The organism is Methylopila sp. Yamaguchi, from assembly GCF_002897035.1.
Lineage (GTDB): Bacteria > Pseudomonadota > Alphaproteobacteria > Rhizobiales > Methylopilaceae > Methylopila.
The window spans coordinates 1-24,434 of sequence record NZ_BAUX01000003.1 but is presented as its reverse complement, the minus strand read 5'-3'; the positions used below and the strand labels follow the sequence as shown (position 1 = coordinate 24,434).

At 71.4% G+C, this 24,434-nt stretch carries 22 protein-coding genes; 13 read left to right on the top strand and 9 right to left on the bottom strand.

Features of this window, described 5'->3' with window-relative positions:
- Positions 1-185 precede the first annotated feature (185 nt).
- Entirely contained in the window at positions 186-1,001 is an 816-nt protein-coding gene (locus METY_RS04335) for an outer membrane protein (protein WP_103120167.1), read from the bottom strand.
- Between the two features lie 264 nt (positions 1,002-1,265).
- On the opposite strand from METY_RS04335, the gene METY_RS04330 reads away from it, so the two are divergent.
- The 4 genes from METY_RS04330 (at position 1,266) to METY_RS04315 (ending at position 7,775) form a co-directional block, all read left to right on the top strand.
- Positions 1,266-2,297 (top strand): Tim44 domain-containing protein, encoded by a 1,032-nt coding sequence (locus METY_RS04330; protein ID WP_103120166.1) that lies wholly within the window; start codon positions 1,266-1,268, stop codon positions 2,295-2,297.
- Between the two features lie 158 nt (positions 2,298-2,455).
- Positions 2,456-5,272, top strand: a complete 2,817-nt coding sequence (locus METY_RS04325) for a [protein-PII] uridylyltransferase (protein WP_200819597.1) — start codon at positions 2,456-2,458, stop codon at positions 5,270-5,272.
- 296 nt (positions 5,273-5,568) lie between these two features.
- Positions 5,569-6,642 carry a fatty acid desaturase family protein gene (locus METY_RS04320; RefSeq protein ID WP_103120165.1) on the top strand — a complete coding sequence of 358 codons (1,074 nt, stop codon included), beginning with the start codon at positions 5,569-5,571 and terminating at the stop codon, positions 6,640-6,642.
- A 164-nt stretch (positions 6,643-6,806) separates the two neighbouring features.
- Positions 6,807-7,775 (top strand): cell wall hydrolase, encoded by a 969-nt coding sequence (locus METY_RS04315; protein WP_103120164.1) that lies wholly within the window; start codon positions 6,807-6,809, stop codon positions 7,773-7,775.
- A 3-nt stretch (positions 7,776-7,778) separates the two neighbouring features.
- Here METY_RS04315 and METY_RS04310 read toward each other — a convergent pair whose 3' ends face one another.
- The 5 genes from METY_RS04310 to METY_RS04290 form a co-directional block, all read right to left on the bottom strand.
- Positions 7,779-9,428: a cisplatin damage response ATP-dependent DNA ligase gene (locus tag METY_RS04310; protein WP_103120163.1), complete on the bottom strand. Its 1,650-nt coding sequence runs from the start codon at positions 9,426-9,428 to the stop codon at positions 7,779-7,781.
- Positions 9,425-10,585 (bottom strand): ligase-associated DNA damage response exonuclease, encoded by a 1,161-nt coding sequence (locus tag METY_RS04305; RefSeq protein WP_103120162.1) that lies wholly within the window; start codon positions 10,583-10,585, stop codon positions 9,425-9,427. Before METY_RS04305 ends, METY_RS04310 begins: the two co-directional genes overlap by 4 nt.
- A 70-nt stretch (positions 10,586-10,655) precedes the next feature.
- On the bottom strand, positions 10,656-11,645 hold the full coding sequence (locus METY_RS04300) for a complex I NDUFA9 subunit family protein (protein ID WP_200819596.1): 990 nt from the start codon (positions 11,643-11,645) through the stop codon (positions 10,656-10,658).
- A 73-nt stretch (positions 11,646-11,718) separates the two neighbouring features.
- Complete coding sequence (locus tag METY_RS04295; protein ID WP_103120160.1) at positions 11,719-12,771, bottom strand: hypothetical protein; 1,053 nt, start codon at positions 12,769-12,771, stop codon at positions 11,719-11,721.
- A 129-nt stretch (positions 12,772-12,900) separates the two neighbouring features.
- Positions 12,901-13,875: a DMT family transporter gene (locus METY_RS04290; RefSeq protein WP_103120436.1), complete on the bottom strand. Its 975-nt coding sequence runs from the start codon at positions 13,873-13,875 to the stop codon at positions 12,901-12,903.
- 205 nt (positions 13,876-14,080) lie between these two features.
- On the opposite strand from METY_RS04290, the gene moaB reads away from it, so the two are divergent.
- Positions 14,081-14,641, top strand: coding sequence for a molybdenum cofactor biosynthesis protein B (gene moaB, locus METY_RS04285; RefSeq protein ID WP_103120159.1), 561 nt, complete (start codon positions 14,081-14,083; stop codon positions 14,639-14,641).
- On the top strand, positions 14,638-15,102 hold the full coding sequence (locus METY_RS04280; protein WP_103120158.1) for a hypothetical protein: 465 nt from the start codon (positions 14,638-14,640) through the stop codon (positions 15,100-15,102). The genes moaB and METY_RS04280 overlap by 4 nt, the downstream gene beginning before the upstream one ends.
- Here METY_RS04280 and METY_RS04275 read toward each other — a convergent pair.
- Entirely contained in the window at positions 15,093-15,770 is a 678-nt protein-coding gene (locus METY_RS04275; protein WP_103120157.1) for a glycosyltransferase, read from the bottom strand. The genes METY_RS04280 and METY_RS04275 overlap by 10 nt on opposite strands.
- Positions 15,771-15,897: 127 nt before the next feature.
- Here METY_RS04275 and METY_RS04270 point away from each other — a divergent pair, with 127 nt between their 5' ends.
- The 4 genes from METY_RS04270 (at position 15,898) to METY_RS04255 (ending at position 19,478) form a co-directional block, all read left to right on the top strand.
- Entirely contained in the window at positions 15,898-17,040 is a 1,143-nt protein-coding gene (locus tag METY_RS04270) for a PA0069 family radical SAM protein (RefSeq protein ID WP_146035653.1), read from the top strand.
- An 82-nt stretch (positions 17,041-17,122) separates the two neighbouring features.
- Entirely contained in the window at positions 17,123-17,554 is a 432-nt protein-coding gene (locus tag METY_RS04265) for a VOC family protein (protein ID WP_103120156.1), read from the top strand.
- Positions 17,555-17,596: 42 nt separating this feature from the next.
- On the top strand, positions 17,597-18,262 hold the full coding sequence (locus tag METY_RS04260; RefSeq protein WP_103120155.1) for a ribonuclease HII: 666 nt from the start codon (positions 17,597-17,599) through the stop codon (positions 18,260-18,262).
- 97 nt (positions 18,263-18,359) lie between these two features.
- Positions 18,360-19,478 carry a site-specific DNA-methyltransferase gene (locus METY_RS04255; protein WP_103120154.1) on the top strand — a complete coding sequence of 373 codons (1,119 nt, stop codon included), beginning with the start codon at positions 18,360-18,362 and terminating at the stop codon, positions 19,476-19,478.
- On the opposite strand, the gene METY_RS04250 is transcribed toward METY_RS04255, so the two are convergent.
- On the bottom strand, positions 19,475-20,644 hold the full coding sequence (locus METY_RS04250) for an MFS transporter (RefSeq protein WP_103120153.1): 1,170 nt from the start codon (positions 20,642-20,644) through the stop codon (positions 19,475-19,477). The two genes, METY_RS04255 and METY_RS04250, sit on opposite strands and share 4 nt — an antisense overlap.
- Positions 20,641-21,753: an A/G-specific adenine glycosylase gene (mutY, locus tag METY_RS04245; protein ID WP_103120152.1), complete on the bottom strand. Its 1,113-nt coding sequence runs from the start codon at positions 21,751-21,753 to the stop codon at positions 20,641-20,643. Before mutY ends, METY_RS04250 begins: the two co-directional genes overlap by 4 nt.
- A 66-nt stretch (positions 21,754-21,819) precedes the next feature.
- Between mutY and METY_RS04240 the strand changes: the two genes are divergently transcribed.
- The 3 genes from METY_RS04240 to METY_RS04230 all read left to right on the top strand — a co-directional run.
- Positions 21,820-22,341, top strand: coding sequence for a DUF721 domain-containing protein (locus METY_RS04240; protein ID WP_103120151.1), 522 nt, complete (start codon positions 21,820-21,822; stop codon positions 22,339-22,341).
- Between the two features lie 122 nt (positions 22,342-22,463).
- Positions 22,464-23,132, top strand: a complete 669-nt coding sequence (locus tag METY_RS04235) for a DsbA family protein (protein ID WP_103120434.1) — start codon at positions 22,464-22,466, stop codon at positions 23,130-23,132.
- Positions 23,133-23,219: 87 nt separating this feature from the next.
- On the top strand, positions 23,220-24,434 hold a 1,215-nt coding region (locus METY_RS04230), incomplete at its 3' end, for an AAA family ATPase (protein ID WP_160147302.1).

Here is a 24,434-nt window from a genome sequence, read left to right as displayed (position 1 = left end):
GCGAAGGGTGTGCGGACCGCGGGCGGGCCCGGCGATCAATCCGGGCCGCTGCGTAGCACGGCCGGCGCCGCCGATCAATAAAGACATAAAGAAGTCTTTATATCGAAGCTGCGACGGCAGCCGGCCGACGTACGAAAAAAGGGCGGCCCGAGGGCCGCCCTTCGATCCGCCAAAGGGGCGGCGGATCAGAACTTGTAGTTCACGCCGGCGCGCACGAGGTGGCCGTCGTTCTCGAACTTGGAGCGATAGCCGGACTGACCGACCGGCGCCGCGGCGGTGCGGTTGACGTTCAGCTTGGTGTCTCCGAGGTCATAGTAGAGGTACTCGCCCTTCACCGTGACATTGTCGGTCACCGCGTATTCGACGCCGCCGCCGACAGCGTAGCCGACCTCCCATTCGCTTTTGCTGTCCGAGAAGCCCAGCGCGCCGCCGACGCCGGCGGGCGTCAGGTTGTTGTTGAAGCGCGCCGAGGTCTTGACCTTGCCGTAGGCCAGGCCGCCGGTGCCGTACACCAGGATGCGATCGAAGGCGTAGCCGATGCGGCCCCGCACGGTGCCGAGGTACTCGAGCTCCTGCTTGAACGTGGAGCGGATGTTGCCGAGCGCCGGAGCGAGCGGCGCCCGGTTGTAGCGCGCCGTCTCGTCGATGTCGGTGTAGTTGAAGTCCGCCTCGACGCCGACCACGAGCGGCGAGTTGTCGAACTGGAAGTTGTAGCCGGCCTGCGCGCCGACGCTCCACCCGTCGCCGTCGATGCCGACGCTCGGCGGCCGAAGGCGATTCTGGACGTTGAGACGCGTGGCGGCGTCCTTGCCGCGGGTCTGGATGTCATGGTCGCCCCAGATGTAGCCGGCGTTCACGCCGACGTAGACGCCGGTCCAGGTGAAGGACGGGACGGCGATGGCCGGGGCCGTCTCGTAGGCGGGAAGATCGGCGGCGGACGCGAGGGACGCGCCGGCGAGCAGGGCGGCGGCGGAGAGGGCCATGCGCAGAAGCGAGGTCATGGGATGCCTTGGGGGGTATGGGGGTCACGAAGAACGCAACAATGGGTTGCACCGCCCCTCCCTTGAATTGACGAGAGTGTGATCGCCCGGCAATTCGCGCGATAGTGGCGCCAATGCCTCACTTCGACCGCGCCGCCCGCCCGCAACGGGCCGCGGCGACCGTCGACTGGCGCAAGCGTGATCGCGGTTCGCGGCCGCGGTCGATGACATTCGGGACGAGCGCCCCCATGTTCCCGTCGGTTCAAACACAGGAACAGGCTCCGCATGCCCCTCTCGACCCCCGCTTTTCGCCGCACCTTGGCCGCGGCTCTCGCTGCGCTGATCGTCGGCGTGACGCTCGCGCCGCTCGACGCGGACGCGCGCGCCGGTCGCGGAGGCAGCTTCGGCAGCCGCGGCGGCAAGACCTTCTCCGCGCCGCCTCCGACCGCGACCTCGCCCGGCGCGGCGCCGATGCAGCGCTCCATCACGCAGCCGGGCCAGCAGACGCCGGGCTTCGGCGCGGGCGCGGCCGCCCAGCAGCAGCGCCGCGGCATGTTCGGCGGCGGCATCGGCGGCGCCATCATGGGCGGCCTTTTGGGCGCCGGCCTGTTCGGCCTGCTGTCCGGATCGGGCTTGTTCGGCGGGCTGGGCGGATTCGCCTCGATCCTCGGCCTGCTGATCCAGGTGGCGCTGATCGGCGTCGCGATCCATTTCGCGCTGAAGTGGTTCCGCCGTCGCAACCAGAGCGCGCCGGCCTACCGAACGGCGACTGCCAGCGGTCCCGACCTCGGCGCGGGCTATCGCCCCGAAGCGCCCAACACCGCGGCCCGCACGGGTCTTGGCGGAGGCCTTGGTTCGGGTCTGGGGTCCGGGTTCGGATCGGGCTTCGGCGGCGGAGCCGCCGCCGCCCCCGTGGAGCTGCAGAAGGACGATTTCGACGTTTTCGAGCGGATGCTCACGGAGGTGCAGGAGGCTTGGTCCCAGGGCGACCTGGCGCGTCTTCGCAGCCTCGCGACGCCCGAGATGGTCGAGATCTTCGCCGAAGACCTCGCCGACGACGCGAGCCGCGGCGTGGTCAACAAGGCCTCCGCCATCAAGCTGCTCCAGGGCGACCTCGCCGAGTCCTGGCGGGAGGGCGACCGCGAGTACGCGACCGTCGCGATGCGCTACGAGCTGATCGACGTCACGGAGGACCGCGCCACCGGCCGGATCGTCGACGGCGATCCGACGACGCCGATCGAAGTGACCGAAGTGTGGACCTTCGTTCGCACCCGCGGCGGTCGCTGGCTGCTCTCGGGCATCCAGCAGGCGCAGTAACCGCCACGCCGCAGGTTAAGGCCTTCGAGGCGTCGCTCCGGAACCGGAGCGACGCCTCATTCGTATTCGGTGCGGCGGCGCGGACCTTGCCGCATGGCTCTTTAACGCCTGCGCGCCTATGGTCCGCCGCGCATGACCTTCCAAAGCCTCGAGTCCTGATGTCCACCGTCCGCCAACGCTTGCGCGTCGCGCGCGACGCCCGCGCCCTTTGCGACCGCGCCGCCCTCGAGGCGGATCTCTCCCGGATCGCCCGCGAGGCCGGCCCGAGCCGCGACCGGCATGGCCTCATCGTCGCCCGCGTGAAGCAGGCGCTGGCCGAAGGCCGCGCCGTCGCGCGCTCCTGGCTGATCGGGGACGGCGCGGGCTCGGCCTGCGCGGAACGCCTCTCCGGCCTGATGGATTCAGTCGTGCAGGCCCTGTTCGGGCACATCGTCAACGACCTCTATCCCCGGCTGAACCCATCCTCCGGCGAGCGGCTGGGAATCGCCGCCGTCGGCGGCTACGGGCGCGGCACGATGGCGCCCGGCTCCGACGTCGATCTGCTGTTCCTGCTGCCCTACAAGCAGACCGCCTGGGGCGAGAGCGTGGTCGAGGCCATGCTCTACGTTCTCTGGGACGCGGGCCTGAAGGTCGGCCACGCCACGCGCTCGATCGACGAGTGCATCCGCCTCGCGCGCGCCGACATGACGATCCGCACCGCCGTGCTCGAGGCGCGTCACGTGGCGGGCGACGCGGAGCTGATCGACGAGCTGATCACGCGCTTCGACGCCGAGGTGGTCAGCAACACCGCGGCGGAGTTCGCCGCCGCCAAGCTGCAGGAACGCGACGAGCGGCTCGGGAAGGCCGGCGCCTCGCGCTATCTGGTCGAGCCCAACGTCAAGGAGGGCAAGGGCGGCCTGCGCGACCTCAACACGCTGTTCTGGATCGCGAAGTACGTTTACCGCGTCCGGGACGTGAACGAGCTCGTGGCCGCCGGTCTGTTCTCCGCCGCCGAGCTAAAGCTGTTCAAGAAGTCCGAGGACTTCCTCTGGGCGGTGCGCTGCCACCTGCACTTCATAACGGGGCGTCCCGAGGAGCGTCTGTCCTTCGACCTGCAGCGCGAGATCGCGATCGCGCTCGGCTACACCGAGCACCCTGGCCTGCAGGACGTCGAACGCTTCATGAAGCACTACTTCCTCGTGGCGAAGGACGTCGGCGACCTCACCGCCATCCTCTGCCACGCGCTGGAGGAGCGCGAGGCCAAGCCCAGGCCCAGGCTCGACCGCTTCCTCACCAAGCTGAAGCCGCGGCGCAAGCCGAAGGAGCTTGGCGACTACTTCACCGTCGAAGCCGAGCGGCTGAACGTGAGGGACGACCAGGTCTTCACGCGCGATCCGGTGAACCTGATCCGGCTGTTCCACGCGGCCGACCAGAACGGCCTCGCCCTCCACCCGGTCGCGGTGCGGCTGGTGACGAAGTCGCTGAAGCTGATCGACGGGCGTCTGCGCGACAACCCGGAAGCGAACGCGCTCTTCCTCGACATTCTCACGTCGAAGCGCTCGCCGGTGGTCACCTTGCGGCGCATGAACGAGACCGGCGTGCTCGGTCGCTTCATCCCCGACTTTGGCAAGATCGTCGCGATGATGCAGTTCAACATGTACCACCACTACACGGTGGACGAGCATCTGCTGCGGGCCATCGGCGTGCTGGCGGAGATCGACGGCGGCGAGGCGGCCGACAGCCATCCGCTCGCGAACGAGATGATGCCGACGGTGCGCGACCGCACGGCGCTCTACGTCGCGCTGTTCCTGCACGACATCGCCAAGGGCCGCCCGGAGGACCACTCGGTCATGGGAGGCCGCATCGCGCGCCGGCTCTGCCCCCGCTTCGGCCTCACGCCGGCCCAGACCGACACCGTCGCCTGGCTGATCGAGCAGCATCTGACGATGTCGATCGTCGCCCAGTCCCGCGACCTCTCCGACCGGCGCACGATCCAGGATTTCGCCAAGCTGGTGCAGAGCCCCGAGCGACTGAAGATGCTGCTGATCCTCACGATCGCGGACATCAAGGCGGTCGGGCCCGGCGTCTGGAACGGCTGGAAGGGCCAGCTTCTCCGCACGCTCTATTGGGAGACCGAGAACCTTCTGACCGGCGGACGCGACATCGGCGACCGGAAGAGCCTGGTCGAGCAGGCGAAGGCCGAGCTGCGCGCCGCCCTCGCCGACTGGAGCGACGAGACCTTCACGGGCTACGCCGCGCGGCACTACCCCGCCTACTGGCTGCGGGTGGAGCCGGCGCGGGCCGAGGCGCACGCCCGGTTCCTGAAGGCGGCCTGCGTCGACGGCTGCAAGCTCGCGACCGAGGTCAAGACCGACGCGTTCCGCGGCGTGACCGAACTCACCGTGCTCGCGCCCGACCATCCGAAGCTGCTGGCGATCATCGCCGGCGCCTGCGCGGCCGGCGGCGCGAACATCATGGACGCGCATATCCACACCACCACCGACGGCTTCGCGCTGGACTCGATCTTCATCGGCCGCGCCTTTCCTGACGATCACGACGAGATGCGCCGCGCCCGCCGGATCGCGGAAAGCGTGGAGCAGGCGCTCGTCGGCGACATCTGGCTGTTCGACATCGTGGAGAAGCGCACGAAAGGCGCGGCCGCCAAGGGCCGCACTCGCCCGTTCGAGGTGGAGCCCGAGGTCACCGTCACCAACGCCTGGTCGGACCGCCACACCGTGCTGGAGCTTGTGGGGCTCGACCGGCCGGGCCTGCTCTACGAGCTCACCACCGCGATCTCCAAGCTCAACCTGAACATCGCCTCCGCCCATGTCGCGACCTTCGGCGAACGCGCCGTCGACGTGTTCTACGTGACCGACCTCACCGGCGCGAAGATCACGACGACGACCCGCCAAGCCGCCATCCGCCGCCGCCTCCGCGCCGTGCTGGAAACCGACGACCGGGACGAGGCGAAGAAGGACGAGGCGAAGGCGAAGTAGGATCCGCCCCACGCCTGGCGCCAAATACCCGGTCGTCCTGCGGCTTGATCAGAGGACCCATCGCAGCGGGACGGAACTGCGTGCTTCGAGACGCCCGCTGCGCGGGCTCCTCAGCATGAGGGGACCTGTGGTGTTCCACTACGTCCTCATGCTGAGGAGCGCCGAAGGCGCGTCTCGAAGCACGCAGGCCATTCCCCTCCTCCCGCACGCGAGCCTTTCGCATCGCGCAGGTGTCGGGCGCCTCGCGCCGGTGGTATAAGCGTCCGCGTCGCTCCCGACCCGAAAGCGCATGCCCGATGTCCGCATCCGGAACCGCCGCCCCCGAGCCGAACCTCGTCGCGCAGGCCCACAAGCTCTGCGCCGACCTCACGCCTGCGCGGCCCTGGATCTACTGGACCGACCTCGTCGCCACCGCGTTCACCGGCTACGCCGCCTTCGCGGGCGCGGTGCTCGCGCCGGGGCTTGGGCTCCGGAGCCTGTTCTTCGTGGTCGCCGCGCTCGCCTTCTACCGGGGCGTCAGTTTCATCCACGAGGTCAGCCACCTGCGCCCGCAGGACGTGCCGGGCTTCCGGAACGGCTACGACGCCCTGATCGGCGTGCCCTTCCTCACGCCTTCGCTGATGTACGAGGGCGTGCACAACCAGCACCACGCCAAGTCGCGCTACGGCACCAAGCTCGACCCGGAGTACCTGCCGCTGGCGAGCGGCCCGGTCGTCCAGGTGCTGCTGTTCCTGCTCGTCTCCGCGCTCGCGCCGGTCGGCCTGTTCCTGCGCTTCGCGCTCCTGGCGCCGCTGTCGGCTCTGCACCCGAAGATCCGGACCTTCGTGATCGAGCGCTGCTCGGCGCTCGCGATCAATCCGGAGTTCCGCCGAGACATCCCGACCGGCGACCAGGCGCGCCGCTTCCGCGTGCTGGAGGCCTTGTGCTCGGTCTGGGCGATTGCGGTGCTGGCCTTGACCGCAGCCGGCGTGATCTCGCTCACGGTGTTCCTGACCGCGCTCGCGCTGGGCGCCGCGGTCGGCGTCGTCAACCAGTTCCGCACGCTCGTCGCCCACCACTGGGAGAACGACCACGGCGCGGAGATGACCGCGACCGAGCAGTTCCTCGACAGCGTCAACGTGCCCCCGCCGGCCACGCTGCCGATGCTCTGGGCGCCCGTCGGCTTGCGCTACCACGGCCTGCACCATCTGCTGCCGCGGCTGCCCTACCACGCGCTGGGCGCCGCCCACGCCCGCCTCTGCGCGACGCTCCCGCCCGAGAGCCCCTATCACAAGGGCAGCCACCGCGGTTTCTGGCACGTGACGGGGCGGCTTCTGGGCGAGATCAAGGGCCGCAAAGCCGGCGTCGCCGCGGTCGCGCCTGGGGAATGAGCGCTGCTTTTGCCGGGTCGGCGGGCACTCCGCGGCCAAACTAAGGCGACGTACCTTCGTACCACCACGTATTGACCATACGACCACCAATCGAGTCTTGAGATGTCCGTCTGGGACGACGGCGCGCTTCGGCGCGGGCCGCGCCCGCCGGAGCCAAGTTCGACATGACGCATCGCCTCTTCGTCCGCCTCGCCCTCGTATCCGTCCTCGCCGCGACCAGCGGCGTCAGCGCGGAGGCGGCGAAACGGCACGGTGCGAAGCAGACGCGATCCCACGCCCGAACGGTCGTCGCCGCAAAGCCGCCTCGCGCCAAGGCCGCCGTCCGTCGGCCGCAGCCCTCCGAGCGCGAATGCCTCGCGCGGGCCATGTACTTCGAATCCAACCGCAACGCCGAGGATGGCATGCTCGCCGTCGGCACGGTGGTCGCCAACCGTCTTGACGCTGGCCGCTACGGCGACACGCTCTGCCGGGTGGTGTCGGCCTGGCGGCAGTTCGCGCCGGGCGTGTTGACGCGGCCCATGGCCGAACCCCGGCCGAAGGAGCGGGCGCTGAAGGTTGCGGACCTCGTGCTCGCCGGCGCGCGCCACCCCGTCGCGGGGAACGCGCTCTTCTTCCACACCGCCAACGTCCCCTTCCGGCGCGACGACAAGCGCTACCTGCTGGTCTCGGGCGGCAACGCCTTCTACGCGTGGCGCAGGGGGCAGGAGGAAGGGCTGAAGCGCGAGAACCTGGCGACCTTCGCCTTGGCCTCGGCCAATGCGGATCGCGACGTCGCCGCCGGCGCTCAGGCGATCGCGGCCAAGCTGACGCCGCGCGCGCCAACGCTGGTCGCGGACGCCTCGCGCCCGGCGCCTGAGCCCGTCGCCTCCGAGAAAGCGGAGGCCTCGCTCGCCCTGGCGCTGGCCTACCGCGGCGAGACGCCGCCGACGGCCGCCCGGCCCGCCGCGGCCCGCGAGGCGCTGGCGACGCTTGCCTCCCTTCCGCCCGCGGGGGCGCCGCGGGTGATCACGCTGGCGGCTCCTGTGCTCGCCGCCGCCGTTCCCGGGGCCCCGGCCGAACCCGCGCCGGCGCTCAAGGCGCTGCTCGCGCGGGCGAACCTGATGGTGGCGCAGGCCTGGGACGTGTTCGGCTGAGGCTCAGGCGCCGGCCGCCTCCCGCTCCTCGATCAGCCGCTCCAGGCTCTCCAGGCGGTCGGCCTCGTGGGGCGGCTTGTCCCAGCGGATGCGGGCCACGCGCGGGAAACGCATCGCGACGCCGGACTTGTGGCGCGCGGACTTCGCGATGCCCTCGAAGGCGATCTCAAGCACCAACCCGATCGCCTCGGTGTGCGTGACCTCGCGCACCGGCCCGAAGCGGTTCGTGGTGTTCTTGCGCACGAAGCGGTCGAGCTCGACCAGCTCCTCGTCCGTGAAGCCGAAGTAGGCCTTGCCCACAGGGGTTAGCCGCGGACCTTCGGCGTCCTCGGTCCAGACGCCGAAGGTGAAGTCGGAGTAGAACGACGAGCGCCGGCCATGGCCGCGCTGGGCGTACATCAGCACGGCGTCGACCGTCATCGGGTCGTGCTTCCACTTGAACCACAGGCCCTTTGGCCGGCCCACGACGTAGGGGCTGTCGCGCCGCTTCACCATCAGCCCCTCGACGGCGGCCGCGTCCGCGCCGGCGCCGGCCGAGGCGGGGTCGAGGCGGGCGGCGGCGAGCCCGTCCCAGTCGTCGAAGGGCACCAGCGGCGACAGGTCCATGCGAGGGCTCTCGGCGCGCGCGACGAAGGCCTCCAGCCGCTTGCGGCGCTCGACGAAGGGCAACTCGCGCAGGTCCTCGTCGCCGTCGAACAGCAGGTCGTAGGCGCGGATGTGCGCGGGGAACTCTGCGGTGAGCTTCGGCGTCACCGCTTTGCGGTTGAGGCGCTGCTGCAGCACGTTGAAGGTCTGCACGCGCCCGTCCCGCAGGATCAGCAGCTCGCCGTCGATCGCCCCATGGAAGGTCAGCGCGTCCAGCAGGTCGGGGAACGCGCCCGAGACGTCTTCGCCGGAGCGGCTCCACAGCCGCGCCACATGGCGCCCCTCTGCGTCCCGGCCGGCCGAGGCCTGCACGCGGATGCCGTCCCATTTCCACTCCGCCGCGAAATCCTTAGGGTCAAAGGCTCGGAAGTTCGCGTCCTCCAGCGGATGGGCGAGCATCGGCGGGCGGAAGGGCGCGGGATCTTCCGCGTTCGGCCGCTCGGCGCGGCCCTCCACCCAGGCGAACAGCGCGTCGTAGGGCGGCTCCAGCCCCGGCCACACCAGCTCCACGTCGTCGGGCTTGATGTCCTGCCCCAGCGCCGCGACGGCGGTCTTGGCCAGCCGGGCGGACGCGCCAATGCGCAAGCTGCCGGTGATCAGCTTCAGCAGCGCCCAGCGCCCGGTCTCATCCAGCGCGTCGAGCCACTGGGCCAGGCGCTTCGGCAGGTCGAGCTTGGCCGTCGAGGACAGGCCCTCGACGATCTCGGAGAGCGGCGGCGCGCGGTTCGCCCGCGTTTCGCCCGGCCACATCAGCGCGACGGTCTCCGCGAGATCGCCGACGTAATCGTAGGACATGGCGAACAGCGTCGGATCGGCGCGCTCCATGATCAGGCCCCGGATCAGCCCGGGCTTGGCGTGCCGGAACGACAACGCGCCGGTCAGCGCCGCCAGCGCCCAGCCGCGCTCGGGGTCGGGCGTCTCGCGGAAGTAGTCCGCCATCAGCCGCACCTTGGCGTTGCGGCGCGGTTCGTAGGACAGCCGGTCGAGCAGGAACGCGAAGCGGTTCATGGGGCTGCGTCATCCCGACCGAAGCGAAGCGAAGAGCCGGGATCGTCATCGGAATCGAGCGCCTCATCCGGCTTACGATCCCGGCTCTGCGGGCTTCGCCCTTCGGCCGGGATGACGCTCTCACCCCCCTCCTCCGGCGCCGCCGGCTCGTCCGTCTCGCCTTCGTCGCCGTAGCCCACGAGCCGGAGCGGCCGCGCCTGCAGTCCGGCGGTCGTGCACCAGTGCACCAGCGCGTCCTCCTCGCCGTGGGTGACCCAGATCTCGCCGGCGCCGGTGTCCAGGATGGTCTGGCGCAGGTCGTCCCAGTCGGCGTGGTCGGAGACGACCAGCGGCAGCTCGACGCCCTTCTGGCGGGCGCGCGCGCGGACCCGCATCCAGCCCGAGGCCGCGACCGTCACCGGGTCCGGGAACTTGCGCGCCCACAGCTCGCGCAGCGCGGAAGGCGGGCAGAGCACGATCGCGCCGGCGAGCTCCTTGCGGTCGGCGGCCTTGACCTGGGCGGTCTCGCCGAGGTCGATCCCGAGATCGCGGTAGGTCTCCGTCACCCGCACCATGGCGCCGTGGAGGTGGATCGGCCGGTCCCAGCCGCGCAGGCGCAGCAGCTTCATCAGCCGCTGTGCCTTCCCGAGCGAATAGGCCCCAACGAGGTGCGCGCGCTCCGGAAACAGCTCGACGCTGTCGATCAGCTTCGCGACCTCGTCGGCGGCGTCGGGGTGGCGAAACACCGGAAGCCCGAAGGTCGCTTCGGTCACGAACAGGTCGCAGGGGACCACCTCGAACGGCGCCGCGGTGGGATCGCCCTGGCGCTTGTAGTCGCCGGAGACGACCGCACGGAACCCTTTCCACTCGAACAGGATCTGCGCCGCGCCCAGCACGTGTCCGGCGGGGTGGAAGCTCACCGTGACGTCGTTGATCTTCGTCTTGGCGCCGTAAGGAGCCGGCTGGCGCGTGGCGCAGAAGGCCTCGCCGTAGCGCGCGGCCATGATCGCGAGCGTCTCCGGCGTCGCCATGACCGCCTCGTTGCCGGGACGGGCGTGGTCGGCGTGGCCGTGGGTGACGAGCGCGCGGGCGACCGGCCGCATCGGATCGATGTGGCAATCGGCCGGAGGGCAGTAGAGGCCTTGGGGCGTGGGAACGAGCAGGTCTTCGGGGCGCATCTCAGCCGAGAGATAAGCCTCCGGCGACGGAGGAACAGGCGCGCCCGACCGAAGACCCGCTTTCGCCCCCTTAAGCTTCCCGCGCCTTGCCGAACTGTCCGGTCTTGCGGAAGCGCCAGAGGTAGCTCGGGACGACCGCCTCGATCGGGGCCGGGGTGATCCCGAGCCCTTCGAGCGTGCGACCGGCCCCGCGCGCCTCGTCGGAGACCACGTTGTCGGTCTCGAGCATGGTCACCTGGTCGACGGTGAGCGGCGCGTTCGGCAGAAGCTGCAGGATCTTGGCCTGCGCCTTGGCGAGGCCGAACGACAGCGGCAGCAGGAGGCGGGACCGGTCGGTGACCTGCAGCACGTACTCGAGGATCTGCCTGAAGGTGAGAACCTCCGGCCCGCCGAGCTCGTAGGGGAGGCCCGCAGCGAGCTCGCCGCGCAGCGCCTTTGCGACCGTCTGGGCCACGTCGCCCACGAACACCGGCTGGAACCGGGTCGTCCCGCCGCCGATCAGCGGCAGCGCTGGCGAAAACCGCGCCATCGCCGCGAAGCGGTTGAAGAAGTCGTCCTCGGGACCGAACACGATCGACGGCCGCAGGATGGCGGCGTCCGGAAAGGCGTCGAGCACGGCCTGCTCGCCCGCGGCCTTGGTCCGGCCGTACTGCGCCTTGCTGGCGCGGTCGGCGCCGATCGCCGACATCTGCACGAAGCGCGTGACGTCGGCGGCCTTCGCCGCCTCGGCCACGACCTGCGGACCCTTGGCCTGGACGGCCTCGAAGCGCTGCTTGCCGCTCTCCGACAGGATGCCGACGAGGTTCACCACCGCGTCCGCGCCGCGGACCGCCTGCGCGACCGACTCCGGGAAACGCAGGTTGGCCTGAACCGCGACGATCTGGCCGACGCCGCCGAGCGGCTGCAGATGGCCGGCGAGGTCGGGCCGGCGGACCGCGACGCGCACGCGCCAGCCGTCCTTCGCAAGCGCCCGCACCACATGGCGGCCCACGAAGCCCGAACCGCCGAAGACCGTGACCAGCCTGTCGCCGATCGGACGGGAGGGAGAGGCGAGGGCCATCGCGGGCGGCTCCTTCGAGCGGTTCAAAACGCGCCCAGAGACCTAGAGCATCGTCCAAACGTCGTAAAGCGGATCAGACGCGCGCGGCGGCGAAACGCACGGCGCGGAACGACAGGTTCGACACCGCTCCCGCGAGCAGGCCGCCGAACCAAAGCAGCGCGGCCCAGAGATGCGCGAGGATCATCTCCCCGAGGCGGATCGTGGTGCGGAAGCCGCGGAGCGAGGCGCGGCCGGTGAGCTCCGCCACCGCGCGGGCCTTGACGCCGAACCGCCGGGCGAAAGGCGCGAGATCGGCGAGGTCGTCGCCGGAGCGCACGAACTTCATCAGTCGCACGGTCTCCGCCGGGCCCGCCACGGCGCTCGCCGCGCGCAGCTCCCCGGCCATTCCGCCGAAGGCGCGCAGCGCCGGCGTCGCCGCGCCCTCCCCCGCCCGCACGCCGCGCAAGCCGGCGGCGTCCACGCGCCGGGCGTCCGCCGCGCGGCTCAAGGTGCGGGTGAGGTGGGCGGCGAAGTCTGCGGTCAGGGTGCCGGCGCGGCGGGCCGCCTTCAGGATCGAGACGCCGACCTTGGCGGGGGCCGCGGCGCCGCCGCTCGCGACCGTCGCAGCCGTCAATCCGACGCCGGCGGCTGCGAGCGCGATCATCAGGTCGCTGTGCTCCTCGCCGCGGGCGATCTTGGCGCCCTCCCCGATCAGGTCGCGGACGTCGCCGATCACCGTCAGGTCGGAGGCGACGGCGCCGGCGAGCGCCGCGGGGCCGGCCGCGGCCCCCGTCACGAACCCTTGCGCGAAGCCGCGGGTCGAGCGCCAGGCGGACGCGCCGGGCGTCTCCGCGGCGGCGAGCCGGGCGAGCGTTTCGCCCGAAAGCGGCCGGTTGAGTTCCGCGGCGAGCTCCACGTAACCGCGCGCGAGCGCGACGTCCTCGGCGTCGAGCGCGGCGCGAGCCTGACGTTCGAGACGATCCCGCGGCGCGACGTCGGCGAGCGTCCGTTCGATCGCGACGTCGAGCGGCACGGCGAAGCCGAAGTCCCGCGCGGTCCCGATCGCGACGGCCGCGACCGAGAGGCAGAGCCCAACGCGGGACAGCCGCGCCGTCCAGTCCACGGCCGTCGCGAGGCGAGCGCCCATCAGGCGGCGCCGTCGGCGGGGAACGGGGAAGCGGCGCGGGTCATGTGAAAGCCGGCTGGGACGCGACGCCTCCCAAGATGGGCGCAAGGGGCCCCGCGCTCAAGCCGGATGGACGGGCGCCGGAGCCGCTCAGCTCGCGACGCCTCGCTTCAACGCCCGCCAGGGCCGCCCGTCGATCGCGGCGAGGCCGAGGGCGATCGCGCCCATGCCCAGGAACTCCCGCGCGTCGAGCCGCTCGCCGAGGACGAGCGCGCCGAGCAGGATGGCGCTCACCGGCACCAGGAAGGTCACGAGCGCGGCGTTGGTGGAGCCCGCTCCGGCCAGAATGCGGAAGTAGATGACGAAGCCGAGCGCCGTCGAGAACAGGCCGAAGACCACGAGCGACGCCGTGACATGCGGGGAAGGAAGCGCCGGCGCGCCCTCGAACGCCAGCAACGCCGCGACCATGATGACGCTCGACAGGCCAAGCTGGGAGGCGGCGGTGATCAGCGGCGGCCGGCCGCGGAACTTTCGGGCGTAGATGATCGCGGCGGCGTAGCACATCGCCGCGCCGACGACGCAGAGCGCCGGCGCTAGCGCGTTGCTGACGCCCTCGAGGGCCCGCGGGCCGATGATGACGGCGACCCCGACCATGCCGACGGCGACGCCCACGAGGCGGCCGCCGGTCGCGCGCTCGTCCATGGTCGTCACATGGGCGAGCAACACCGTCCAGAGCGGCGTGGACGCGTTGAGGATCGCGGCGAGCCCGCTCGGAAGCCCCTGCTGGCCGTAGGCGAGCAGACAGAACGGGGCGACGTTGTTGATCAGAGCGAGCACGAGATAGTCCCGCCACAGGGCTCGCTCGCGCGGAACGGCGAGGCCCTTCGCAATCACCACGGCCCAGAGCGCCGCGGCGGCGACGCTGACTCGGGCGGCGACAAGCGCGAGCGGCGTGACCTCCGCCAGCGCCACCTTGCTCAGAAAGAACGCGCCGCCCCACAACGTAGAGAGCACGATGAGCAGGCCCCATTCGGTGCGGCTCATGGTCGGCGCGGCGACGACCGGCGGGGCGGCCGGAGCCGCGGAGGCCGCGACGACGGCCGCTTCGGATGACTGTATCGACATGAAATGTCCGCTTCTCGCGCGCAGCCGCACCATGGCCCCTGCGTGGGCGCCGGGACCAATTCAAAAACACGCCCTCAGCCAATCGAGATCGTGATCAATCGACGAGCGCAGGGTAGCCGCCGTGGCGGTCCTTGCGCGCTCCGCTTCCGGCCGGCGAATTCCGCCCTAAGATGGCCCGACCGCACCGACAGAGGTTTCCCGCCCCATGTCCCGCATCGACGACGCCCGTCCCTTCGTGCCGCTCGGCGTCGCGATCGTGACCGTCTCCGACACCCGCTCGGAGGCCGACGACACCTCGGGCGCGACGCTGGCGGCCCGCGTAACGGACGCCGGACACCGCGTCTCGGGCCGGAAGATCGTGCGCGACGAGCGCGAGGCGCTAAGGGCTGCGGTCTGCGCCTTCGTCGCGGACCCCGCCACCGACGTGGTGCTGACGACGGGCGGCACCGGCTTCACCGGCCGCGACGTGAGCCCGGACGCGCTGGAGCCGCTGTTCGAGAAGCGCATGGACGGGTTTTCGAACCTGTTCCACGCCTATTCCAACGGGACGATCGGGACCTCGACGCTGCAGTCGCGCGCGACCGCGGGCGTCGCCGGCAAGACATTCGTGTTCGTGCTGCCGGGCTCGGGCGGCGCCTGCCGCGACGCCTGGGACGGCGTGCTGAAGGCGCAGCTCGACTACCGCCACCGCCCTTGCAATTTCGTGGAGATCCTTCCGCGGCTCGACGAGCACCTCAAGCGCGGGAAGCTGAAGGCGGCGGGATGAACAGAGAACACGCGCATTTGCTGCGAACCGCCGGACGTGGATCGCGCTTTGATCAGCCTCTCCGGGTCTTGATCTCCGCCCTGCTCGGCGTAAGCCTCGGCGGCGGTGTCGCCGGTTGGAGCTCTTTCGGCCTTGGGTTCGCTCCTTACTTTATCGTCATCGCATTGATCGCATCGTTGCCTGTCGTGCTCGCTGCCCTCGTCACGTTCGCCGTCTTCCTGCCGAGCATCCGCCGGAGACCCGCAGTGTGGTCCGCGGCGGCGCCCTTCATCGCTGTCGCGATGTGGGCCGCGTGCGAATACGTGCTATCGCCGGATGGTTACGGACTGACGAGCGTCATCAAGTCGCGCGCCGTCCTCGATCGAACCGCATTAGCGTTTTTCTGCGCAACCATAGCGTCAGCAATTTTCTACGGATGGGAACGCGCTCTAGGGCGCACGAAGGTTAATCTTCAGCCGTAGAGCCGCGACACCAGCCGGGGCGGCACGCGCAGCATCAGCAGGCCGGCGCCGAGCGCGGCCCGTGGGCCCGCAAACCGCTTCTTCAGCGTCGGCGTCAGCGCGCGGGCGCGCAGCCGCATCACCTTGCTGCGGCCGATCCGGCGGATGAGGTCGGCCTCCGCCATGGCGGGAAGCGACCGGAAGCCGCCGAGCTTCTCATAGAGCGCGCGATGGATCAGCAGCCCCTGCTCCGGCCGCGGCAACCCGGTCAACGCCTCGCCGATCCGCACCAAAGTCTCCGAGGCGCGCGCGCCGGCGCCGAACTGGTCGAGCCCGAAGCTGAAGACCGCGGCGCGTGAGGCGGTCTCGCCGCGGCGTTCGAGCGTTTCGACCAGGCTGCGGACCTCCCGGAACCAGCCCTCGTCCAGCACCGAGCCGGGCTCGAGAAACAGGATCCACGGAGACTTCGCCCGGCGGGCCGCGGCGTCCAGGCGGCCGGCGCGATCGGCGAAACCGCCGATCACGTTGCAGCCGGCGAGATCCGCGATCTCGAGCGTCGAGTCCGTCGAACCGCCGTCGGCGACCGTCACGTCGCGGACGACGCCTTCCGCCGCGCCCGGCACCAACGCCGCAAGCGTCGCGACCAGAACGGCTTCGTCGTTTCGTGTCGGAATGACCACGCTGAGCATAGCCCCAAGCGTTAGCACGGGTTTCCTCCCGCGTCCGTCTCCTTTTTGCAGCGCCGCGCGTACAAATTGACCGCGATCCCGCGACATCGTTCTTGTTTTGTTCGAGATCGCGGATTAGCTTCGTGGCATGTCGCAGCCAGCCCGCGCCCACACCCTTCCACCTCCCCCCACCGCAGCGCCGCCCGGCGCTCCGGTTGACCTCGCACGGCGCAGGGGGCGCGGCGCGGTCACCAACGCCAGCGGCCGGTTCGAGCCCTATGCGCGGGTCGCCGGAGACGACGGCTGGGACAGCCTCGAGGAGCTGCCGCCGTTTCGGACCGAGGTGACGCTGGAGACGGCGCGCACGGCCATCACGCGCAACCAGTCGCCGGACATCGCCTTCGATCGGTCGGTCAACCCCTACCGCGGCTGCGAGCACGGCTGCGTCTACTGCTTCGCGCGGCCGACGCACGCCTATCTCGGGCTGTCCGCGGGGCTGGACTTCGAGTCCAAGCTCACCGCCAAGCCGAACATCGCCGAGGCGCTGCGGAGGGAGCTTGCGGCGCCCGGCTACAAGCCGCGCACCATCGCGCTCGGCACCAACACCGACCCCTACCAGCCGATCGAACGGACGCACCGGCTGACGCGACAGATCCTCGAGGTGCTGGAGGAGACGCGGCATCCCGTGGGCATCGTCACCAAGTCGACGCTGGTGCTGCGCGACCTCGACATCCTCTCGCGGATGGCGGAGCAGGGCCTCGCCAAGGTCGCGCTGTCCATCACCACCCTCGACGCTACGCTCGCGCGGCAGATGGAGCCCCGAGCCCCGACGCCCTCGAAGCGGCTCGAGGCGGTGGCGGCGCTGACGCGCGCCGGCGTGCCGACGACGGTGCTCACCGCGCCGATCATCCCCTCGCTGAACGACCATGAGATCGAGCGGCTGCTGGAGGCGGCCAAACAGGCCGGCGCCTGCGAAGCCGGCTACGTTCTTCTCCGACTGCCGAACGAGATCAAGGATCTGGTGCAGGAGTGGCTGGTCGAGCACCACCCGGCCAAAATGCGCCGCATCCTGTCGCTGGTGCGCGAAACCCGCGGCGGAAAGCTCTACGATTCCGGCTGGGGCGTGCGGCAGACCGGCGAAGGCGTCGTGGCCTGGACGATCGGCCGGCGGTTCGAACTGGCCGCGCGACGGCTTGGCCTCGATCGCCGACACCTGCGGCTGCGGACCGATCTGTTCACCCCGCCGGCGCGTACCGCGAAAGACGGCGGCGTGCAGCTTTCGCTGTTCTGACCAGGCCTTGAGCCGCTTGGGTGTTGACGGCGGCGCCTTCGGACAGCGTTAGATGCGGCGTTGCGTATGACGAGGCCGCTCCATGCCGATTCCCCTGCGTCTGTCCCTCGTCACCCTCGGCGTCGCGGACGTCGCGCGCTCGACCGCCTTCTACGAAGCGCTCGGCCTCGTCGCGTCGTCGGCCAGCACGAACAACGTCACCTTCTTCAACACCGACGGGCCGGTGCTCTCGATCTACGGCCGGGAGGCTCTGGCCGCCGACGCCCAGGTCCCTGCCGAAGGCTCCGGCTTTTCCGGCGTCACGTTGGCCTGGAACCTCAATTCGGAAACGGACGTCGACAAGGCGACGGTGCGCGTGGTCGCCGCCGGCGGGCTGATGGTGAAGGCGCCCGAGAAGACGTTCTGGGGCGGATACTCCGGCTACGTCGCCGACCTCGACGGCCATCTCTGGGAGCTCGCGCACAACCCCGGCTTCGTCGTTGACGCGGTCGGCCGCGTCCGCGCCCCGGACTGATCGGTCTCGCGGACCGGCCCCGAATCGCGCGACAGTGCCGGCATGCCCGCCGCCCGACCCGACGCCAAACGCGCGCCTGTCCTCAAGCTGGTCGCGACCTTCGCCCGCGAGAGGGCTGCGCGCGCGTCGGGTCTCGGCCCTGTCGCCGGCGTGGACGAAGCCGGCCGCGGGCCGCTCGCGGGCCCCGTAGTGGCGGCCGCCGTCGCGCTCGACCCCAAGCGCATTCCCGCGGGCCTTGCCGACTCCAAGGCTTTGACCGCAGTCAAACGCGAGGCGCTGTTCGCCGAGATCATGGCGAGCGCCGACGTCGCCTTCGTCGCCGCCTCGACCGAGCGCATCGAACGGCTCAACATCCGCGGCGCGACGCTCTGGGCGATGGCCCGCGCGGTCGCGGGGCTCCAGTCCCGCCCGGCGCTGGCGCTGATCGACGGGCGCGACGTGCCGCCGGGTCTCGGATGCCGCGGCGAGGCCGTGATCGGCGGCGACGCCACCGTGCTGTCGATCGCCGCGGCGTCGATCGTCGCGAAGGTCGTGCGCGACCGGATGATGGTGCGGCTCGGCGAGTGCGTGCCGGGCTACGGCTTCGAGCACCACATGGGCTACGGCACGCCGGAGCATCTCGCCGCGCTGAGCCTGCTCGGCCCCTGCGCGCACCATCGGCGGGGCTTCGCGCCGGTCTCGGCGCTCCTCGCCCAAGCCGCCGGCTGAACGTTAACCCTCCGTTCACCCCGTTTCTTGAGGCGCTCTTTACGTTACCGAACCGAGAATCCGTCCGACAGTCGCGTAAACGAACGGATCGGATCTCATGGCTCTTCGGCTCAACCGCGCCCCCGCGCGGCACGACGCTCCGGCGCTCCCCCTCGACACCATCCTGATCGGCGACTGCGTCGCGGAGCTCGAGAAGCTGCCGTCGGCGTCCGTGGACCTGATCTTCGCCGACCCGCCCTACAACCTGCAGCTTCAGGGCGATCTGCGCCGGCCGGACCAGAGCCTCGTCGACGCGGTCGACGACGCCTGGGACCAGTTCGAGAGCTTCCAGGCCTACGACGCCTTCACCCGCGCCTGGTTGATGGCGGTGCGCCGCGTGCTGAAGCCCACCGGCACGATGTGGGTGATCGGCAGCTACCACAACATCTTCCGCGTCGGCGCGGTGCTGCAGGACCTCGGCTACTGGGTGCTGAACGACGTGGTGTGGCGGAAGACCAACCCGATGCCGAACTTCCGCGGCCGCCGCTTCACCAACGCCCACGAGACGCTGATCTGGGCGGCCAAGAGCGCGGACGCCAAGGGCTACACCTTCAATTACGAGGCGCTGAAGGCCGGCAACGAAGACCTGCAGCCGCGCTCGGACTGGCTGATCCCGATCTGCTCCGGCGGAGAGCGCCTGAAGGGTGAGGACGGCAAGAAGGTCCATCCGACGCAGAAGCCCGAGGCGCTGCTGGCGCGCGTGCTGCTGTCGTCGTCAAAGCCCGGCGACGTCGTGCTCGACCCGTTCTTCGGCTCCGGCACCACCGGCGCGGTGGCGAAGCGGCTGGGACGCCACTTCATCGGCGTGGAGCGCGACCGCGACTACGCCGCGGCCGCCCGCGCGCGGATCGACGCGGTGACGCCCGAGACCGCGGAGGCGATCTCCGCCGCGCCGGCGAAGCGCGAGGCCCCGCGCGTCGCCTTCGCCACGCTGGTCGAGCGCGGGCTGGTGCGCCCCGGCGCCAAGGTCGTCGACGCCCGCCGTCGCTACGAGGCCACGGTGCGCGCGGACGGAACGCTGGCCTTCGGCACCGTCATCGGCTCGATTCACCGCATCGGCGCGCTGGCCCAGGGCGCCGAGGCCTGCAACGGCTGGAGCTTCTGGCATGTGGAGGCCGGCGACGCGCTGACCTCGATCGACGCCTTCCGCGACGCGGTGCGCGCCGAAGGCCTCTAAGGCGAGAGCTTCGCGGCGCGGCGCACGAACGCCGCGATCGCGAGCGCCGCGAACACCAGCGGCAGCAGCGCCCAGCGCAGGCCGACGCCATGCGCGAGGAAGCCGATGAGCGGCGGGCCCATCAGCCCGCCGCCATAGGCCATGGTGGCGACCATCGACAGCGCGGCGCCCGGCGCGACGCCGGGAAGCCGCGTCGAGGCCGAGAACAGCACCGGCACCACGTTCGCGAAGCCCAGCCCCGCCACCACGAAGCCCGCGATCGCCACAGCCGGCGTCGGCGCCGCGACCACGATCGCGAGCCCCGCCGCGGCGACCGCTCCTGAAACCTGCACCGCGCGCAGCGGCCCGAGCCGGGCGACGAAGGCGTCCCCGGTCAGCCGGCCGAAGGTCATGGCGGCCGAGAAGGCGGCATAGCCGACCGCCGCGAGCGCAGGCGTCGCCCCGGTCGCCTGGATCATGAACACCGCGCTCCAGTCGATCATGGCGCCTTCGGAGAGGAAGGCCGCGAGCGTCAGCAGCCCGAGGCCGAGCACCACGCCGCGCGGCAAACGGAGGCCGTGCGGCTCGTCCGGCGCGCCATGCGCCGCGATCGCGAGACGGGTTGCGGCGAGCGCGACCACCGCCCCGAGCGCAAGCGCCGAGAGCCCCATGCCGGCGACGGCGCCGAGGTCGAGCGCTATCAGGCCGCCCGAGGCGGTCGCGCCCGCCAGTCCGCCGATCGAGAAGAAGGCGTGGATCGACGACATGATCGGCCGTCCCCACGCGGTCTCTATCGCCGCCGCCTGGGCGTTCATGGACACGTCGATGGCGCCCATCGAGAGCCCGATGAAGGCGGCCGCGGCGACCAGGGCGGGATAGCTGGGCGCGAGCGGCGCGAGCGCCAAGGCGGTCGCGAGCGAGAAGCCAGAGGCGATGGTCATCGCCACGGCGCCGAAGCGGTGGAGCAGCAGCCCGGTGGGCGGCATCGCGCACACCGCGCCGATCCCCATCGCCAGCAGCACGAACCCCAGCGCCGCGTCGTCGACGTCGAGGCCGGCCTTGAGCAGGGGGATGTGCGCCGCCCACACGCCCATCGCGGCGCCGGCCACGAAGAAAGCGGCGGCGATCGCGGCGCGCGCGAAGGCGAGCCGCCGGCGATCGGCGGTTGGGACGGCAACTGCGGTCATCGGGCTATGGACTTCGATCGGGCCGGAGCCGCGTCAGCGCGGGCGTGCGCCACCACCTTGCGGAACACAGAGGGGAGCGCCTCGCAGTCGAGGTCGCGCCGCGCGACCCAACGCGCGCCGGCAGGCGCCGGCGTCGCCTGCGGCACGACGGCGGCGAGCACCGCGAGGTCGAGCGCGAAATGGCTGAAGACATGGGTGACGACGCCGGGTAGCCGGCGCCAGTCGGCGGGGAGCGGCGCCTCCTGGGCGAGCCTCGCCACCGGCGCGGCGAGATCGACGGTCTCGCTCCAGACTCCCGTCGGCGGTTCGGTCATGCCGCCGAGCAGGCCTTTCGGCGGGCGCGAGCGCACCAGCGCCGCGCCGTCCGGCCGCTCCACCCAATAGGCCACGCCGCGCCGGGTCGGCCGGTCGGCCTTCGCGGCCTTGCGCGGAAAGGTCTCCTGGTCGCCCCGTGCGCGAGCGAGGCACGCATCGTCCCACGGGCAGAGCGGGCAGGCTGGCTTGCGCGGCGTGCAGATGGTGGCGCCGAGATCCATCGTCGCCTGCGCGAAGTCGCCGGGCCGCTCGGCGGGGGCGATCGTGGCGGTCAGAGCTTTCAGCCGCGGTTTGGCGCCGGGCATCGCGGCCTCCACCGCGAACAGGCGCGAGACCACGCGTTCGACGTTGCCGTCCACCACCACCGCCGGCCGGTCGAAGGCGATCGCGGCGATGGCCGCGGCCGTGTAGGGCCCGACGCCGGGCAGCGCCAGCAGCGCGGCCTCGGAGGAGGGAAAGGCGCCGCCGTGGCGCTCCATCACCGCCTGGGCGCAGGCGTGCAGGTTGCGGGCGCGGGAGTAGTAGCCGAGGCCGGCCCAGAGCTTGAGCACCTCGTCGAGCGGCGCGACGGCCAGCGCCGCGACGTCCGGGAAATGCTGGAGGAAGCGCAGGAAATAGGGGCCGGCCGCCTTCACCGTCGTCTGCTGCAGCATGATCTCGGACAGCCACACCCGGTACGGGTCCACCCGCTCGCCCGCCTCCGCGCGCCACGGCAGGCGGCGCCGATGACGGTCGTACCAGGCAAGCAAGGCCGAGGGATCGGGCGCGGTCGGGGTTTCGGCGGCGGTCGCCAAACGGTACTCTCTGATTTCGTAACGGGGGGCGTCAGTCGGCGCCCAACCTACAGAGCGCCGCCACCCATGCAACCGCCCCGCCGCCGCGCCCTGGCGCTGTCCGATCTGTTGCCCGGCGCCTTGGGACCGGCCGCCGCACGCCAGGGCTTCGCGGGCGCGGAGATCATGGCGCGATGGGAGACAATCGTGGGACGGGAGATCGCGGCCTTCGCGATTCCACAGAAGCTCGCGGCGCCGCCGCGCGGCGCGGCGACCGACCCGGACGCGCCGCCGCCGACCTCTGTTCTTCACCTGCGCGTCGAGGGGGCCTTCGCGCTCGAGGTCCAGCACCGGGCGGCGGAAATCCTCGAGCGCGTGAACGCCCATCTCGGCTGGCGCTGCGTCGGCCAGCTCAAGTTCCGCCAGGGGCCGATCGCCGGCTTCCGGCTGTCGCGCCGCACGCCTCCGCCCGCGCTGCCCGCCGCCACGCCGGCCGAGAGCGCGAAGGTCGAAGCGGCGGTCGCTCCCGTCGCCGAGCCCGAGCTTGCGGCGGCGCTCGAACGGCTCGGCCGGGCGGTGCTTGCGCGTCGGCGAATCACGGGGGCGTGAGCGCCTCCGACGAAGGCCGGGCATGCTGCCGCCACATTCCGCTTGCGAATAGAATGGGAAGCCACGACGCTGCGCGCCGCCGCGCGTTCGCCTGGCCACCGCAGACTGTTGAGGACGCCCCCGTGACGCTCACCCGCCGCCGCTTTCTCGAGACCGCCGCCGCGCTCGCGCTGAGCGCCGCCGCCGCCGGGGCGCTGTCCCGTACGCCGTTCGGCCTCGTGTCCGAAGCCGCCGCCCAGGCGCCGTCGGCCGAGGACCTCGCCATGGCCGGCCCGCTGGGCGACAAGGTCGAGGGCAAGGACGACGCCCCCGTCACGATCATCGAATACGCCTCGATGACCTGCGGGCATTGCGCTCAATTCGCCGCGACGACCTTCCCGAAGCTGAAGGAAAAATACATCGACACGGGCAAGGTCCGGTTCATCCTGCGCGAGTTCCCGCTCGATCCGATCGCCGCCGCCGGCTTCATGATCGCCCGCTGCGCTGGCGACGACAAATACTTCGCGGTGATCGACGCGCTGTTCGCCCGCCAGAGGGACTGGGCCTACGCCACCGACCCGGTCGCCGGCCTGCAGACGATGGCCAAGCAGTTCGGATTCACACAGGAGACCTTTGAGGCCTGCTTGACGAATCAGGAGATGCTGGACGGGATCAACGCCGTGCGTGCGCGCGGCGCGGAGAAGTTCGGCGTGAACTCCACGCCGACCTTCTTCATCAACGGCAAGATCCAGCGCGGGGCGATCGGGTTTGAGGACCTGGAGAAGATCCTGCAGCCGCTGCTCAAGGCCTGACGCGTCGGGCCTGCTGAATTCGCGCGCGCTGTCGTTCCGGCGGCGGCGCTTCGGTGACCGCGGCCTGACGCGCGTCGGCTCGCGCCCATGAACTTCGCCAAGCTCAAGGTCGCGGGCTTCAAGACCTTCGTGGAGACGACCGAAGCCCCGATCGAGCCGGGGCTCACCGGCATCGTCGGCCCCAACGGCTGCGGCAAGTCCAACCTCGTCGAAGCCATGCGCTGGGTGATGGGCGAAAGCTCGTTCAAGTCGCTGCGCGCCTCGGGCATGGAGGACGTGATCTTCGCGGGCTCCGGCGGCCGGCCGGCCCGCAACCACGCCGAAGTCACGCTCACCCTCGACAACTCGGCGCGCACCGCGCCGGACCCGTTCAACGCCTCCGACGTGATCGAAGTCAGCCGCAAGATCGCGCGCGGGCTCGGCTCGACCTACCGCATCAACGGACGCGAAGTGCGCGCCCGCGACGTGCAGTTGCTGTTCGCCGACGCCTCCTCCGGCGCGCGCTCCCCGGCGCTGGTCGGCCAGGGCCGCGTCGGCGAGATCATCAACGCCCGGCCGGACCAGCGGCGGCGCATCCTGGAGGAGGCCGCGGGCATCGCCGGCCTCTACGCCCGCCGCCGCGAGGCGGAGCAGAAGCTCGAGGCCGCGGAGGCGAACCTGGTGCGCGTCGAGGACGTGCTGGGCCAGCTCGACCACCGCGCCGAAGCGCTCCGCCGACAGGCCAAGAGTGCGCAGCGCTATCGCGCGCTGACCGACGAGATCCGCGCGGCCGAGGGCCTCGCGCTGCTCGCCGAGCATGACGTCGCGACCGCTGGCGTCGCGGAAGCCGAACGGCTGGAAACGTCCGCCGTGGCCGGCGTCGCGGACGCCCTGCGGGCGCAGGGCGAGGCGGCCCGCGCCGAGGCCGTGGCGGCCCATGCGCTGCCGCCGGCCCGCACTGCGGCTAGCGACGCGGAGACCGCGTTGCGCCGCCTTACGCAGGAGGCGGCGGCGCTTGAGGGCGAGGAGGCCCGCGCCCGCGCCCGCCTCGCGGAGCTCGCCCAGCGGCTGACGCAGCTCGACGGCGACCTCGCGCGCGAACGGACGCTGTCCGAGGACGCGAGCGCTTCGCTCGCCCGCCTCGCCGACGCCGAGGCCGGCCTCGGACCCGCCTCCGACGACGGCGACGCGGAGGCCCGAGCCGCGGCGCAGGAGCGCCTCGCGCGCGCGGACGACGCGCTCGCCCAGGCGGAGGCGGCCCTCGCCGCCGAGACCGCCGCCGTGGCCGCGCGCCTGTCCGAACGCCGCGAGCTGGAGCGCCGC